Genomic DNA, 15398 nt, shown 5'->3' with positions numbered 1-15398 from the left:
GGTTAAACGCTGAGCGCAGCGCGCAATTGCGCTTCGAGCGCTGCGGCATCCAGATCCTGACCGATCAACACCAGACGGGTGGTGCGCGCTTCTTCAGCGCCCCACTGACGGTCGAAGTGCTTGTCGAAGCGCGTGCCCACGCCTTGGATCAGCAGGCGCATCGGCTTGTTCGGCACCGCGGCAAAACCTTTCACCCGAAGGATGCCGTGCTGGACCACCAATTGAGTCAGTGCATCCATCAGCAGGCTTTCGTCAGCTTGTGGCAGCTCGATCGAGATGGAATCGAACGCGTCGTGGTCGTGATCATCTTCACCTTCATGGTGATGATCGTGATGGCTGTGGCGGCTGTCGATGTGTTCTTCGGAGCCGGCGCCGAGGCCGATCAGCACGTCCAGTGGCAGACGACCGCTGCTGGCTTCGATGACTTTTACCGCTGGCGGCAGTTCTTCGGCGACTTCCAGGCGCACGCGGGCCAGGTCTTCAGCGCTGATCAGATCGGCCTTGTTGAGGATCACCAGGTCGGCGCTGGCCAGTTGGTCGGCAAACAGCTCGTGCAGCGGCGATTCGTGGTCCAGGTTCGGGTCGAGTTTGCGCATGGCATCGACCTGATCCGGGAACGCAGCGAAGGTGCCAGCAGCGACGGCCGGGCTGTCGACCACGGTGATCACCGCGTCAACCGTGCAGGCGCTGCGGATTTCTGGCCATTGGAAGGCTTGAACCAAAGGTTTTGGCAGGGCCAGGCCCGAAGTTTCGATGAGGATGTGGTCGAGGTCGCCGCGACGCGCGACCAGTTCGCGCATCACCGGGAAGAATTCTTCCTGAACCGTGCAGCACAGGCAGCCGTTGGCCAGTTCATAGACGCGACCGTTGGCTTCTTCTTCGGTGCAACCGATCGAGCACTGCTTAAGGATTTCGCCGTCGATGCCCAGCTCGCCAAACTCATTGACGATCACCGCGATGCGACGGCCCTGGGCGTTGTCGAGCATGTGGCGCAGCAAGGTGGTTTTGCCCGAGCCGAGGAAGCCGGTAACGATGGTGACGGGGAGTTTGGCCAGTGTTTTCATCGGATGCCCTTTGGCAAGGTGGCGGGCATACGGGACGACAATCGCTGCGGCAGGTGCGCACGCAAGAGTTCCGCCACCGGATCACCCCGCCCGGTTGAAAGTGAGAATCTGTGTCGAGGCAGGTCTCCTGGCTGACGGTGTGCCAATCGCTCGACTGGCGTTTGCTGCGCCTTCCCGCGAACCTGATGGATCAGGGCTTGCAGTGGCGTGGCAGCGAACATCACCGTTCACAGTTGCGGGGGCAGCCGCGGCATTGACCGCGTTCCCTTCTTAGCTTCGGCAGACGCCGAAGAACCTCGAAAGCGCAAGGCTACGCATCGTGTGGGGGCGGGTCAATGTCCTATAGGAGAATGCGATCATCTGTGGCAAAGGAGCCTGCCTGTGGCGAGGGAGCTTGCTCCCGTTCGGCTGCGAAGCAGTCGTGAAACCATGCGATGCGTATCTAATGGACAGACCGCATGAATTTGATGCGACCGCTACGCGCTCGAACGGGAGCAAGCTCCCTCGCCACAGGTATTTGGTGTCAGTTGAGAACCCTTGCCAATTGACGCCCAACCCCCGCCCATGCTCTCCTACACACCTTGTTACGGGTGCCCTTCACAGGGTGAAACGGGAAACCGGTGAATCATGTGCTTTACTCAAAGCCATGTCAGTCCGGTGCTGCCCCCGCAACGGTAAGCGAGTGAAGCGTCAGATCCACTGTGCCCGTCACACGGCATGGGAAGGTGATGCTTGCAGGTTTCGGCGTTAGCCCTGCCCCTCGCGAGCCCGGAGACCGGCCCGCAACACAAAGTGACTTTACGTTCACTGAATAACAAACCCGCGGTGGGCGGGCGCTGTTTGAAATCTCTGCGTGCCCCGACGTGCGGAGGTTTTCATGCGCTCTATTCACCCGCTGACAGACCAGAGGGAAGCGCCATGTCGATCATCAGCAGTACCGCCAGCACCACCGCCAGCACCACTTCAACCTTGAGCCAACGCCTGACCGCCGCTTTTTGTGCGTCGATCCTTGGCGCGTGCCTGGTGTACTTCGCCGGTTTCTCGCACATCGAAGCGGTACACAACGCCGCGCACGACACCCGTCACAGCTCCGCCTTTCCGTGCCATTGAGACCTGCTGACATGATCAAGCGTATTGCGCAAACCGCAGGTTTCACCGGGTTGCTGGCCGCCCTGCTGCTGACCCTGCTGCAAAGTTTTTGGGTTGCCCCGCTGATTTTGCAGGCCGAGACCTACGAAAAATCCGAACCGGCTGCTGTCGAAGTCCACGAGCACGACGCTGGCGCTGTCGCCGCTCACACCCACGACGCCGAAGCATGGGAGCCGGAAGACGGCTGGCAGCGCGTGCTGTCGACCACCGGCGGCAATCTGGTGGTAGCGGTCGGTTTCGCCCTGATGCTCGCGGGCCTCTACACCTTGCGTGCTCCACGCCGTACCTCTCAAGGCCTGCTCTGGGGTCTGGCCGGTTATGCGACGTTCGTGCTGGCGCCAACCCTCGGCCTGCCACCTGAGCTACCGGGCACTGCCGCAGCAGATCTGGCGCAACGGCAGATCTGGTGGATTGGCACTGCCGCATCCACCGCTGTCGGCATCGCGCTCATCGTATTCAGCCGCCACTGGCTGATGAAGATCCTCGGCGTGGCGATTCTCGCCGTGCCTCATGTGATCGGTGCACCGCAACCGGAAGTGCATTCGATGCTGGCGCCGGAAGCCCTGGAAGCGCAATTCAAAATCGCCTCGCAGCTGACCAACATGGCGTTCTGGCTGGCCCTTGGCCTGATCAGCGCCTGGTTGTTCCGCCGCAAAAGCGATGGCCAATACTCCGCATGACTGACGTCAGCACAGCGCCGACCCTGGTGGTCGGCCTGGGCTGCCAGCGCGGCTGCCCCGTCAGCACGCTGCGGGCGCTACTTGATCAGGCGTTACAGGCCCATCAAATCGAGCTTCGTGAGATCAAGGCCTTGGCCAGTATCGACCTCAAGCGCGAAGAGCCGGCCCTGATGGAACTGGCCGAACAACTGGCATTGCCGTTGATGTATTTCAGCAGCGAACAATTGGCCGGTTATGAACCACAACTCAGCCACCACTCGGATATCGCGTTCGAACGCACCGGCTGTTACGGCGTAGCGGAAAGTGCCGCGCTGGCACTGGCCGAACAATTGGCTCAGGCACCGGCAAAGTTGCTGATTCCACGACAAAAATACGCCCAGGCCACCCTGGCATTGGCCAGCGCCGCGTAAAATCCCCGATAATCCCCGCCTTCGATCATGAGCAATCTTCATCTGAAGCGTGCCCATACCCTTTTTCTGACAGGAAACGACGATGACCGTCTACTTCATTGGCGCAGGCCCCGGCGACCCGGAACTGATCACCGTCAAAGGCCAGCGGCTGATTCGTAGCTGCCCGGTCATCATCTATGCAGGCTCCCTGGTGCCCACCGCCGTGCTGGAGGGTCACCAGGCCGAACAAGTGGTCAACAGCGCCGAATTGCACCTGGAGCAGATCATTGAACTGATCAAGGCCGCACATGCCAATGGCCAGGACGTGGCCCGGGTGCATTCCGGCGATCCGAGCCTGTACGGCGCGATTGGCGAGCAGATTCGCTACTTGCGTGAGCTCGACATCCCTTTCGAAATCATTCCCGGCGTCACCGCCACTGCCGCCTGCGCGGCGCTTTTGGGCGCGGAACTGACCTTGCCGGACGTGTCACAGAGCGTGATTCTGACCCGCTACGCCGACAAGACCGCGATGCCGGCCGGTGAAGAGCTCGGTAGTCTGGCGCAGCATGGGGCGACCATGGCGATCCACTTGGGGGTCAATCATCTGGAGAAGATCCTCGCCGAATTGCTGCCGCACTACGGCGCCGATTGCCCGATCGCGGTGATTCATCGGGCGACCTGGCCGGATCAGGATTGGGTGGTGGGGACGCTGGCGGATATTGCCGGGAAGGTTGAAGCCAAGGGGTTTCGCCGCACGGCGCTGATTCTGGTGGGCCGGGTGTTGGGTAGCGATCACTTCAGTGAGTCGTCGTTGTATCGCGCGGGACATGCGCATTTGTATCGCCCATAGGACGCCATCGCGGGCAAGCCCGCTCCCACAGGTTTTGAGTCGGTCATAGTATTGCGGTCAACACAAAATCTTGTGGGAGCGGGCTTGCCCGCGAAGGGGCCATTGAATTCGACCCACAAAAAACGGTGCTCACGGGCACCGTTTTTTTATGTCGCAGCGAACACCTTAGTAGTAGGCGTTTTCTTTCTGCGTGTGGTCGGTCACGTCACGAACACCCTTGAGCTCGGGAATACGCTCGAGCAAGGTGCGCTCGATGCCTTCGCGCAGGGTGACGTCTGCCTGGCCGCAGCCTTGGCAACCGCCGCCGAATTTCAGTACGGCGATGCCGTCGTCGACCACATCAATCAGGCTGACCTGACCGCCGTGGCTGGCCAGCCCCGGGTTGATTTCGGTTTGCAGGTAGTAGTTGATGCGCTCGTTGACCGGGCTGTCGGCGTTGACCATCGGTACTTTGGCGTTTGGCGCCTTGATGGTCAGCTGGCCGCCCATGCGGTCGGTGGCGTAGTCGACTACCGCATCGTCCAGGAATGCTTCGCTGAACGAATCGATGTAAGCGGTGAAGCTTTTAAGCCCCAGCGCCGTGTCTTCAGGTTTTTCTTCGCCCGGCTTGCAATAGGCAATGCAGGTTTCGGCGTACTGGGTGCCAGGCTGGGTGATAAAGACGCGGATGCCGATACCCGGGGTGTTCTGCTTGGAGAGCAGATCAGCCAGGTAATCGTGGGCGGCGTCGGTAATGGTAATAGCGGTCATGGAAACTCCTCGCAGGCTTGGACGCAGTTTACGCCAATCATCGCGCCACACAAAGTCCCAGTATTTTTGTCGGGAAAGATGCACTGATCATTGTGGGAGCGACCCGTGGCGAGGGGGCTTGCCCCCGTTTGAGTGCGCAGCACTCACAAGATCTTCGGTATGTCAGAAATTTTGGGGCTGCTGCGCAACCCAACGGGGGCAAGCCCTCTCGCCACAGGTCGTTCCTACAGGGGATAAACGGTGTTTCAGAGGTTTTCGTAGCGGTTCATGTCCAGCACGCCCTCTTCCACCGGGTCGGTGTCGTGGATGTAGCGGCTCAGTTCATGGAAATACTGCCAGAACTGCGGATGGCTGCGGCGAATGCCCCAGCGTTCGACGATTTTTTCGAAACTGGCGGCATCCCTGGCATTTTCCATCGCGTCGACGAACGCGGGCACTTGCCCGGCCGGGATGTTGAAGATGAAATTCGGATAGCTGCTGAGAACACCCGGATAAATCGTCAACGTGTCGAGCCCTGGCTGATAGCGCATCGACTCACCGAGCAGGAACGCCACGTTGCTGTGGGCCCGGTTGCGCAACAGGCTGTAGATCTCACGCTTGCCACTTTGGGTCTCGATGCGCAACATCGTGGCTTCTGGCAACTGATCGATGACTTTCAGCCCGGCAGCCGGTCGCGAAGTCAGGCGGCTCAAGGCCTGCTCAGCGTTCTGCAACGCCAGGTCGATGTTCGGCCGCGAGCAGTACGCGCCGTCGCAGCGGTTGATCGGGTCGGGCCTGGCATTGAGTTCGCCGTACCGAGCCAGCAATTGCAGGGCGAAATCGCGTTTCGGGTCCTTTTCGTCCAGCGTCAGCGCCGTTGGTTTGTCGTTGTCGATGTACTCATAATCCAGCCACATCTTGAACTTGCCGCCGTTCTGATACCAATCGTCGAGGTAGCCGTCCCGTGAGTCGGCCGGCATCAGACGCAAGAAGTTCTGTTCGGCACCGTTGCGAATCAGGTCGAAGTACAACCGGGTCTGGGCCTGATGGGATACGTTGCCGAATACATCGAAGTTGACCGCCAACTGGTAATACGTGCGCTCCAGCAACGGGTAATCGAACAGCCAAATGGTTTGCGGGACGTCACCGATCAGGCCTTTGTTCACCGAGGCGCTGTCGAAATGCCGGAAGATGCTCAGCAGCGCGTTGTCATTGCCGGCCCACAGGGTCGACCAGCTCGGTGCCGGCAGGTCGGCGTAGCTGTCGCGGCGCAAGGCTTCGTACTCGTTGCGTTTGTTGCGGTAGTCGTGCCACAGGCTCAGGACACTGCCGACGTCATCGTTCTGCCCCGGCATCGCCAGCAACGGCGTGGCCTGGCCGCGATAGTTCGGGTCGGTGATGTAGAGGTCATGCTCCGGGGCCTGGAACAGCGCCCAGAAGTTGTCGCGGATCACGTCAGTGGCGATCTGGCCGCGGCAGACCGGGCCACGAATAAAGGTGCGCACGAAGTATTCGGCGTTATCGAGCATGAACTGGTAACGCGCCTGAGCCGGAATGGCCTCAAAGGTCGTGAACGGATTGGCCCGTCGCTCCGGCCCATAACCCGGCAGTGCATTGACCTGCCAATTGCCGCTGTAAAACAGGCTTTTGATCCGCGCCATCTTCGCCGCGCTGAGCGGATAGGTGATGTGGGTCTTGTGCACGATCACGCCTTGCACCGGCCATAGGCGGTAATAGACCTGAGTGCCCGGATCGTCATTCGGACGGCGGGTGTTGATCAGATCGATCGGCTGCCCCGTTGGCGTGCGCGAACGTACCCACTGAAAGAAATGCCCCGGCTCGCCGTCCTTGAAATAGAGGTGCGCCAAAAACCAGTGTTCGAACAACCAGCGCCCGACCAGACTTTCCCGCGCGCCCGGCGCATTGAGCAGGTTTTCCCACTGCACCACCTGCAAGGCTTCCTTGGCGCTGGGCACCAGGCCCTGTTCATCGATTGGCGCACCGGAGGCCAGCCAGCGTTGCAACGTCTGGTATTGCTGATCGGTCAGGCCGGTGACCGCCAGCGGCATGCCTTCTTTCGGGTGGGAGCTGGCGTAGCCGTCGAACTCCGCCGGCATGGCGCACATGTTCTCCCGGTTCAGGCCCAGGACGATGTCTTCCGGCAATTTGGCGTTAGGTTGCAACGAGGTTTTGTGGCCCAGTTCGAGCATCTGCGCCATCAGCGCCGCTTGGCTGCCTTGGGCGTCGAGCACCGAATAAAAGCCTTTTTGCTGCCAGGCACGTTTGCCAAAGGCGTCATAAAACAGCCGGGTCGGTGCTGCGGCCTGACGGCGTTCGCCATCATAGACAGGCGCTTTGGTCGCGCCTCGGGCCGCCCCTTCGCCACTGCCCAGATTGAGCTGACAGGCGGAGTCGTAGCAGGCATGGCAGGCCACGCACTTTTCGGTGAAGATCGGTTGAACGTCGCGGACGTAGGAAATATCCGGACCTTGTGCAGCGGCGCCCTCGCTTAAAAACAGCATCAATAGGCTGGTGACGACGCGATACGACATATCCCTGGTCCTGATCATGAGAAAACGCCGCGATTCTACCGGTCTGGCCAGCGCACCAACATGAACGATATTCATGCAAAACCCGCACATGCTCCAAAAGCGCACAGGTTTGTTATTATCCCGCCCCTTCGTCATGGCCTTACCGAGTAGTCCAAATGTCCGATCGCAGCGTTCGCCTTCAAGCTCTCAAGCACGCCCTCAAAGAGCGCATCCTGATTCTCGATGGCGGCATGGGTACGATGATCCAGAGCTACAAGCTCGAGGAGCAGGACTACCGTGGCAAACGCTTCGCCGACTGGCCGAGCGATGTCAAAGGCAACAACGACCTGTTGGTGCTGACGCGCCCGGACGTGATTGGTGCTATTGAAAAAGCCTACCTGGATGCCGGTGCCGACATTCTGGAAACCAACACCTTCAACGCCACCCAAGTGTCCCAGGCTGACTACGGCATGCAGGGCCTGGCGTACGAACTCAACGTAGAGGGCGCACGCCTGGCGCGCAAGGTGGCAGACGCCAAGACCCTGGAAACCCCGGACCGACCACGCTTCGTCGCCGGCGTGCTCGGCCCTACAAGTCGCACTTGCTCGCTGTCGCCTGACGTGAACAACCCCGGCTACCGCAACGTGACCTTCGATGAACTGGTGGAGAACTACACCGAGGCCACCAAAGGCCTGATCGAAGGCGGCGCCGACCTGATCCTGATCGAAACCATTTTCGACACCCTCAACGCCAAGGCTGCGATCTTCGCTGTGCAGGGTGTTTACGAAGAGCTGGGCGTCGAACTGCCGATCATGATTTCCGGCACCATCACCGACGCCTCTGGCCGCACCCTCTCCGGCCAGACCACCGAAGCGTTCTGGAACTCCGTGGCCCACGCCAAGCCGATTTCCGTCGGCCTGAACTGCGCCCTGGGCGCCAGTGAACTGCGCCCGTACCTGGAAGAACTGTCAAACAAGGCCAGCACCTACGTGTCGGCGCACCCGAACGCAGGCCTGCCGAACGAATTCGGCGAGTACGACGAACTGCCATCGGAAACCGCCAAGGTCATCGAGGAGTTCGCCCAAAGCGGCTTCCTGAACATCGTCGGCGGCTGCTGCGGCACCACGCCGGGCCACATCGAAGCCATCGCCAACGCGGTGGCCGGTTATGCGCCGCGTGAAATCCCGGATATTCCCAAGGCTTGCCGCTTGTCGGGCCTGGAACCGTTCACCATTGATCGCAGCTCGTTGTTCGTCAACGTCGGCGAGCGGACCAACATCACCGGTTCCGCCAAATTCGCCCGGCTGATCCGTGAAGACAACTACACCGAAGCCCTGGAAGTCGCCCTGCAACAGGTCGAAGCCGGCGCCCAGGTGATCGACATCAACATGGACGAAGGGATGCTCGATTCGAAGAAGGCGATGGTGACCTTCCTCAATCTGATTGCCGGTGAACCGGACATCTCCCGCGTCCCGATCATGATCGACTCCTCCAAGTGGGAAGTGATCGAAGCCGGCCTCAAGTGCATCCAGGGCAAGGGCATCGTCAACTCGATCAGCATGAAAGAAGGCGTCGAGCAGTTCATTCATCACGCCAAACTGTGCAAGCGCTACGGCGCCGCCGTGGTGGTGATGGCCTTCGACGAAGCCGGCCAGGCCGACACCGAAGCGCGCAAGAAAGAAATCTGCAAACGCTCCTACGACATTCTGGTCAACGACGTCGGCTTCCCGCCGGAAGACATCATCTTCGACCCGAACATCTTCGCCGTGGCCACCGGTATCGAAGAACACAACAACTACGCTGTGGACTTCATCAACGCCTGTGCCTACATCCGCGACGAACTGCCGTACGCGCTGACCTCCGGCGGCGTGTCGAACGTGTCGTTCTCGTTCCGGGGCAACAACCCGGTGCGCGAGGCGATTCACTCGGTGTTCCTGCTGTATGCGATCCGTAATGGCCTGACCATGGGTATCGTCAACGCCGGCCAACTGGAGATCTACGACCAGATCCCGGCCGAGCTGCGCGACGCCGTCGAAGACGTGATCCTCAACCGCACCCCGGAAGGCACCGACGCCCTCCTCGCCATTGCCGACAAGTACAAGGGCGACGGCAGCGTCAAGGAAGCCGAGACCGAAGAGTGGCGCAACTGGGACGTCAACAAGCGCCTGGAACATGCGCTGGTCAAGGGCATCACCACGCACATTGTCGAGGACACCGAAGAATCCCGTCAGTCCTTCGCCCGCCCGATCGAAGTGATCGAAGGCCCGCTGATGTCCGGCATGAACATCGTCGGCGACCTGTTCGGCGCCGGCAAAATGTTCCTGCCGCAAGTGGTGAAATCCGCCCGCGTGATGAAGCAGGCCGTGGCCCACTTGATCCCGTTCATCGAACTGGAAAAAGGCGACAAGCCGGAAGCCAAGGGCAAGATCCTCATGGCTACCGTGAAAGGCGACGTGCATGACATCGGCAAGAACATCGTCGGCGTGGTGCTGGGTTGTAACGGCTATGACATCGTCGACCTCGGCGTGATGGTGCCGGCGGAGAAGATCCTGCAAGTCGCCAAGGAACAGAAATGCGACATCATCGGCCTGTCCGGTTTGATCACGCCTTCGCTGGACGAAATGGTTCACGTGGCCCGCGAGATGCAGCGTCAGGACTTCCATTTGCCGCTGATGATCGGTGGCGCGACCACGTCCAAGGCGCACACGGCGGTGAAGATCGAGCCGAAGTACAGCAACGACGCGGTGATCTATGTGACCGACGCCTCCCGCGCCGTGGGTGTGGCAACGCAGTTGCTGTCCAAGGAGTTGAAGGCCGGTTTCGTCGAGAAGACTCGCCTGGAATACATCGACGTTCGCGAGCGTACCGCCAACCGCAGCGCCCGTACCGAGCGCCTGAGCTACCCGGTGGCCATCGCCAAGAAGCCGCAGTTTGACTGGGGCAGCTACGAACCGGTCAAACCGACGTTCACCGGCGCCAAGGTGCTGGACAACATCGACCTGAAGGTTCTGGCCGAATACATCGACTGGACACCGTTTTTCATCTCCTGGGACCTGGCCGGTAAGTTCCCGCGCATCCTCAAGGACGAAGTGGTCGGTGAAGCCGCCACCGCGCTGTACGCCGATGCCCAGGAAATGCTCGCCAAGCTGATCGACGAAAAACTCATCAGCGCCCGTGCGGTGTTCGGTTTCTGGCCGGCCAATCAGGTGCGCGACGATGACATCGAAGTCTACGGCGATGACGGCAAGCCATTGGCCAAGCTGCATCACTTGCGCCAGCAGATCATCAAGACCGATGGCAAACCGAACTTCTCCCTGGCCGACTTCGTCGCGCCCAAAGACAGCGGCGTGACCGACTACGTGGGTGGTTTCATTACCACCGCCGGGATCGGTGCCGAAGAAGTGGCCAAGGCTTATCAGGATGCGGGCGACGACTACAACTCGATCATGGTCAAGGCCCTGGCCGACCGCTTGGCCGAGGCCTGTGCCGAATGGCTGCACCAACAGGTGCGTAAAGACTACTGGGGCTATGCCAAGGACGAGACGCTGGACAACGAGGCGTTGATCAAAGAGCAATACACCGGCATCCGCCCTGCTCCAGGTTACCCGGCGTGCCCGGATCACACCGAGAAAGCCACGCTGTTCAAACTGCTGGACCCGGAAGCGGAAGAACTCAAGGCCGGCCGCAGCGGCGTGTTCCTCACCGAGCACTACGCCATGTTCCCGGCGGCTGCGGTCAGCGGCTGGTACTTCGCTCACCCGCAGGCGCAGTATTTTGCCGTGGGCAAGATCGACAAGGACCAGGTGCAGAGCTACACCTCGCGTAAAGGCCAGGAGTTGAGCGTGACCGAGCGCTGGCTGGCGCCTAACCTGGGTTACGACAACTAACCCCAGGCCTGCCTTTGCCGTTGCCTCCTACAGGTTTCGGGGGGATTGTCTATGCTTAGCTCTCACACATGCGTGACGGGGGATTTATGGACGATCCAGTCGACAAAAACAAACCGCCGACCTTCTGGCAGATGCTGCACAGCGTCATGGCGGCGGCTTTCGGGGTGCAGAGCGGGAAGAATCGGGCCCGGGATTTCACCCACGGCAAGCCGAGTCATTTCGTGATTTTGGGGATTCTGTTCACGGCAGTGTTCGCGTTGACGCTGTTTGGCATCGTCAAACTGGTGGTGCACCTGGCGGGTATCTGAACTGGCTCAGTGCATCAGGGCTTGCAAGCTGAACGGGTAGCGATACGACGTCGGTCGCCCCTTGGCCGAGAGCTTCTGGAAGTCCACGCCGTAATCCTGAGTAGCACTCAACGCCAGCAACCGCTTGGCTTGTGCGTGATCGATCAGCTGCAACAATGGAATCTGCCGGTCGCGCCCGCCGTACTGGCTGACATCCACCCCCCTGTCGTAGTCATGCAGCTGCACCAAGGCCCAACCACCCAGAGTGAAGTGCCCGCCCAACAGCACACTCAATCGCCCTTCCAACAGCGCCCGTAACGCAGTCGGTGAATTGTTGATGGCGCTGAACAGCACGTCCTTGCCGGGCTGGCCGCCCGTTTCGGCATAGGCCTGCATGGCGCCAAAGGCCATTTCATCATTGGCCGACCAGACCAGCGACGTTTGCGGATAACGCTTGAATAACAACCTGGCCTGTTCATAGGCGCGCTCGCGGGTCCAGCCGCCGTAGACCAACTGGCGCAATCGCACTTCAGGGTGTTCGGCCAATGCCCGCATCATGCCCTTCTCACGCTGTTGCGCGGCTGGCGTGATTTTCAGGCCGGAAAAGGCCACGAGATCAATGACCTGACCGGGCGTGACCGGGCGATGCAGGCGAATCAGCTCCTTGAGCATCAAGTAGCCGCCCTCCTCATTGTTGGGCACCAGGCTGCCCAACCAGCCGGGATACTTGTCCGGCTGGGCGCCGAGGAGGCGCATCTGGTCTGCGGTCAGGCCGTTGTTGACCAAAAACAGTTTCACACCGCTGCCTTGAGCCAGGCGCAGGATTTCGGGCGCAACGTACAGTTCGTTGACGAACACCAGATAGTCCGGTCGATTCGGTCCTTGCAGGACTTCTCGGGCTTGCTGGAGCGTGGTCTCGGCGTTTCGTTCGGAATAGCGGATACGCAAATCCATGCCCAGGTCCCTGGCTGCGGCCTGCATGAACAGCGAATAGCTGACCCAGAACGTTTCTTGGCTCGTTCCCGGATTCAGGAATACGACGGACGCCGCCTGAGCACACGGTCCCAAGACCGTACCAAGCGCCAGCACCACACCACAAAAGAACTTCAACATCAAACGTCCGAGCCCCCGAAAATCCGCTGCGCATTATAGCCAGCGAACTCCCTTGGAACGGTGCTTATTCCGGCTTTTGTCCGACAATCGTCGGCGCCGGGCCCGGACGGGGTCGTTTATTGATGGCTGACCCAGAACACCGCTGTGCCCACGACCAGGATAATCAGGAACAAAATCGCCCAGGCATCGACCGTGCTATCGCTTTTCCCTGCTTTGGTTGGGTTGCTCATTGCATCGCCTCTTGTCGGTTTTATCGGTGATTGCATAAAGACTCGAGCACAGTTAAGACGATGATTGCCCGCACCACAAATGTGGGTTTTACCCCCATGAACTTCATTAGTCGTTTTGGTTCTTTACATATACTCAAACATCACTTTTGCGCATAACTGCAAACTGGTATCTTGCCTCCGCTCCGTTGGGAGTGCGCGGCCGTGCGCGCAGAATTGCCGAGGCAGTATCGGAGACTTCAGCAAGCGAAAAACGCAACTGGATCCGACCGGCCCAAGCCTGAGAACAGGACTTATATGTACGTATACGACGAGTACGATCAGCGGATCATCGAGGACCGCGTCAAGCAGTTCCGTGATCAGACCCGACGCTATCTGGCAGGCGAGCTGAGCGAAGAAGAATTCCGCCCCCTGCGCCTGCAAAATGGCCTTTATATCCAGCGCTTCGCGCCGATGCTGCGGGTGGCCGTGCCTTATGGCCAACTGACTTCGCGCCAGACGCGAATGATGGCCAAAGTTGCCCGCGACTATGACAAGGGCTACGCCCACATCAGTACCCGGCAGAACGTGCAGTTCAACTGGCCGGCCCTGGAAGACATCCCGGACATCCTGGCTGAACTGGCGACCGTGCAGATGCATGCGATCCAGACCAGCGGCAACTGCCTGCGCAACGTCACCACCGACCAGTTCGCCGGTGTCGCGGCCGATGAGTTGATCGACCCGCGTCCGTGGTGCGAAATCGTCCGTCAGTGGACCACGTTCCACCCGGAATTCGCTTACTTGCCGCGCAAATTCAAAATCGCCATCAACGGTTCGACATCCGACCGTGCGGCCATCGAAGTCCATGACATCGGCCTTGAGCCGGTGCACAACGCCGCGGGCGAACTGGGCTTCCGTGTGCTGGTCGGTGGCGGCCTGGGCCGTACGCCGGTGGTGGGCGCGTTCATCAACGAGTTCCTGCCATGGCAGGATCTGTTGAGCTACCTCGACGCCATCCTGCGGGTCTACAACCGCTACGGCCGTCGCGACAACAAATACAAGGCGCGGATCAAGATTCTGGTCAAGGCCCTGACACCTGAAGTGTTCGCGCAGAAAGTCGACGCGGAAATGGAACACCTTCGCGGTGGCCAGACCACCTTGACCGACGCCGAAGTGCATCGCGTGGCCAAACACTTCGTCGATCCGGACTACAAGGCTCTGGACAACCAGACGGCCGAACTGACCGAGCTCGACAAACAGCACCCAGGATTCGCCCGCTGGCGCACCCGCAACACCCTCGCGCACAAAAAGCCGGGTTATGTGGCCGTGACGCTGTCCCTGAAGCCGACTGGCGTTGCGCCGGGCGACATCACCGACAAGCAGCTCGATGCCGTGGCCGATCTCGCCGACCGTTACAGCTTCGGCCAGCTGCGCACCTCCCACGAACAGAACATCATTCTGGCCGATGTCGAGCAGAGCCAATTGTTCGCCCTGTGGGGCGAGTTGCGCGAGCAAGGCTTCGCCACACCGAACATCGGTTTGCTGACCGACATCATCTGCTGCCCGGGCGGCGACTTCTGCTCACTGGCCAACGCCAAATCGATCCCGATCGCCGAATCGATCCAGCGCCGTTTCGACGACCTGGACTACCTGTTCGACATTGGCGAGCTGGACCTGAACATCTCTGGCTGCATGAACGCCTGTGGTCACCACCACGTCGGCCACATCGGCATCCTCGGGGTGGACAAGAAAGGCGAAGAGTTCTACCAGGTGTCCCTGGGTGGCAGCGCCAGTCGCGATGCGAGCCTGGGCAAGATCCTCGGCCCGTCTTTCGCACAGGAAGCCATGCCTGACGTGATCGAGAAGCTGATCAACGTGTACATCGAACAACGTACCGAAGACGAGCGCTTCATCGACACCTATCAGCGTATCGGCATCGACCTCTTCAAGGAGCGCGTCTATGCAGCGAATAATTAAGAACAACGAAGTCGTCGACGAAACCTGGCACTTGTTGCCCAAGGATTTCAACATCGACGAGATCAGCAACTGCGACGACCTTATCGTCCCGTTGCAGCTGTGGCGCGAACACAGCCGTATGCTCAAGGCTCGCGATGGCGGCCTGGGTGTGTGGCTGGACGCCGATGAAGAAGCGGAAGAAATCGGTGACGACGTGGAAAACTTCCAGGTGATCGCCCTGAATTTCCCAGCCTTCACTGATGGTCGCAACTACTCCAACGCCCGCCTGCTGCGTGACCGTTATGGTTTCAAAGGCGAATTGCGGGCGATCGGCGATGTGCTGCGCGACCAGCTGTTCTATATGCATCGCTGCGGTTTCGACGCCTTCGCGATCCGCGCCGATAAAGACCCGTACGAAGCCCTTGAAGGTCTCAAGGACTTCTCGGTGACCTATCAGGCCGCCACCGACGAACCGCTGCCGCTGTTCCGTCGTCGCTAACAACATGAAGCCCTGATCCCAGCGGGATCAGGGCTTTATCGGCTCCGTCGTGCTCCCC

General features: G+C 60.1%; 12 protein-coding genes and 2 riboswitches. Of the genes, 8 read left to right on the top strand and 4 right to left on the bottom strand.

Annotated features, from left to right (window positions below):
* Window positions 1-2: 2 nt before the first annotated feature.
* Complete coding sequence (gene cobW / locus AB3226_RS26455) at window positions 3-1064, bottom strand: cobalamin biosynthesis protein CobW (protein ID WP_367375266.1); 1062 nt, start codon at window positions 1062-1064, stop codon at window positions 3-5.
* 99 nt (window positions 1065-1163) lie between these two features.
* A riboswitch (cobalamin riboswitch) is annotated at window positions 1164-1378 on the bottom strand.
* 257 nt (window positions 1379-1635) lie between these two features.
* Window positions 1636-1863: riboswitch (cobalamin riboswitch) on the top strand.
* Window positions 1864-1982: 119 nt separating this feature from the next.
* Here cobW and AB3226_RS26450 point away from each other — a divergent pair.
* The 4 genes from AB3226_RS26450 to cobM all read left to right on the top strand — a co-directional run bounded on the left by AB3226_RS26450 (window position 1983) and on the right by cobM (window position 4132).
* Window positions 1983-2174, top strand: a complete 192-nt coding sequence (locus tag AB3226_RS26450; protein ID WP_367375265.1) for a CbtB-domain containing protein — start codon at window positions 1983-1985, stop codon at window positions 2172-2174.
* Between the two features lie 11 nt (window positions 2175-2185).
* Complete coding sequence (locus AB3226_RS26445; protein WP_367375264.1) at window positions 2186-2893, top strand: CbtA family protein; 708 nt, start codon at window positions 2186-2188, stop codon at window positions 2891-2893.
* On the top strand, window positions 2890-3303 hold the full coding sequence (locus AB3226_RS26440) for a cobalamin biosynthesis protein (RefSeq protein ID WP_367375263.1): 414 nt from the start codon (window positions 2890-2892) through the stop codon (window positions 3301-3303). Before AB3226_RS26445 ends, AB3226_RS26440 begins: the two co-directional genes overlap by 4 nt.
* Window positions 3304-3385: 82 nt before the next feature.
* On the top strand, window positions 3386-4132 hold the full coding sequence (gene cobM / locus AB3226_RS26435) for a precorrin-4 C(11)-methyltransferase (protein WP_367375262.1): 747 nt from the start codon (window positions 3386-3388) through the stop codon (window positions 4130-4132).
* A 165-nt stretch (window positions 4133-4297) separates the two neighbouring features.
* Here the strand turns inward: cobM and nfuA are convergent, their stop codons facing one another.
* Window positions 4298-4882, bottom strand: coding sequence for a Fe-S biogenesis protein NfuA (gene nfuA, locus AB3226_RS26430; RefSeq protein WP_028621370.1), 585 nt, complete (start codon window positions 4880-4882; stop codon window positions 4298-4300).
* Window positions 4883-5127: 245 nt separating this feature from the next.
* Complete coding sequence (locus AB3226_RS26425) at window positions 5128-7413, bottom strand: fatty acid cis/trans isomerase (RefSeq protein WP_367375261.1); 2286 nt, start codon at window positions 7411-7413, stop codon at window positions 5128-5130.
* 155 nt (window positions 7414-7568) lie between these two features.
* Here AB3226_RS26425 and metH point away from each other — a divergent pair, with 155 nt between their 5' ends.
* On the top strand, window positions 7569-11279 hold the full coding sequence (gene metH / locus AB3226_RS26420) for a methionine synthase (RefSeq protein ID WP_367375260.1): 3711 nt from the start codon (window positions 7569-7571) through the stop codon (window positions 11277-11279).
* Window positions 11280-11365: 86 nt separating this feature from the next.
* The gene (locus tag AB3226_RS26415; RefSeq protein WP_367375259.1) at window positions 11366-11587 is read left to right on the top strand and encodes a DUF2970 domain-containing protein; all 222 of its coding nucleotides are present in this window, start codon (window positions 11366-11368) and stop codon (window positions 11585-11587) included.
* Window positions 11588-11593: 6 nt separating this feature from the next.
* Here AB3226_RS26415 and AB3226_RS26410 read toward each other — a convergent pair whose 3' ends face one another.
* Window positions 11594-12679 (bottom strand): ABC transporter substrate-binding protein, encoded by a 1086-nt coding sequence (locus tag AB3226_RS26410; RefSeq protein ID WP_367375258.1) that lies wholly within the window; start codon window positions 12677-12679, stop codon window positions 11594-11596.
* 524 nt (window positions 12680-13203) lie between these two features.
* On the opposite strand from AB3226_RS26410, the gene AB3226_RS26405 reads away from it, so the two are divergent.
* A complete protein-coding gene (locus tag AB3226_RS26405; RefSeq protein WP_367375257.1) occupies window positions 13204-14862 on the top strand; it encodes a nitrite/sulfite reductase in 1659 nt (552 codons plus the stop codon).
* Window positions 14846-15340: a DUF934 domain-containing protein gene (locus AB3226_RS26400; RefSeq protein WP_367375256.1), complete on the top strand. Its 495-nt coding sequence runs from the start codon at window positions 14846-14848 to the stop codon at window positions 15338-15340. The genes AB3226_RS26405 and AB3226_RS26400 overlap by 17 nt, the downstream gene beginning before the upstream one ends.
* Window positions 15341-15398: the final 58 nt, after the last annotated feature.

It is taken from the genome of Pseudomonas lini (assembly GCF_964063345.1).
Classification (GTDB): domain Bacteria; phylum Pseudomonadota; class Gammaproteobacteria; order Pseudomonadales; family Pseudomonadaceae; genus Aquipseudomonas; species Aquipseudomonas lini_B.
This window is presented reverse-complemented; position numbering and strand designations above follow the sequence as displayed.

Coding starts and splice junctions, on each gene's coding strand:
- cobW (WP_367375266.1), bottom strand. CDS start 1,064: ATGAAAACACTGGCCAAACTCCCCGTCACCATCGTTACCGGCTTCCTC.
- AB3226_RS26450 (WP_367375265.1), top strand. CDS start 1,983: ATGTCGATCATCAGCAGTACCGCCAGCACCACCGCCAGCACCACTTCA.
- AB3226_RS26445 (WP_367375264.1), top strand. CDS start 2,186: ATGATCAAGCGTATTGCGCAAACCGCAGGTTTCACCGGGTTGCTGGCC.
- AB3226_RS26440 (WP_367375263.1), top strand. CDS start 2,890: ATGACTGACGTCAGCACAGCGCCGACCCTGGTGGTCGGCCTGGGCTGC.
- cobM (WP_367375262.1), top strand. CDS start 3,386: ATGACCGTCTACTTCATTGGCGCAGGCCCCGGCGACCCGGAACTGATC.
- nfuA (WP_028621370.1), bottom strand. CDS start 4,882: ATGACCGCTATTACCATTACCGACGCCGCCCACGATTACCTGGCTGAT.
- AB3226_RS26425 (WP_367375261.1), bottom strand. CDS start 7,413: ATGTCGTATCGCGTCGTCACCAGCCTATTGATGCTGTTTTTAAGCGAG.
- metH (WP_367375260.1), top strand. CDS start 7,569: ATGTCCGATCGCAGCGTTCGCCTTCAAGCTCTCAAGCACGCCCTCAAA.
- AB3226_RS26415 (WP_367375259.1), top strand. CDS start 11,366: ATGGACGATCCAGTCGACAAAAACAAACCGCCGACCTTCTGGCAGATG.
- AB3226_RS26410 (WP_367375258.1), bottom strand. CDS start 12,679: ATGTTGAAGTTCTTTTGTGGTGTGGTGCTGGCGCTTGGTACGGTCTTG.
- AB3226_RS26405 (WP_367375257.1), top strand. CDS start 13,204: ATGTACGTATACGACGAGTACGATCAGCGGATCATCGAGGACCGCGTC.
- AB3226_RS26400 (WP_367375256.1), top strand. CDS start 14,846: ATGCAGCGAATAATTAAGAACAACGAAGTCGTCGACGAAACCTGGCAC.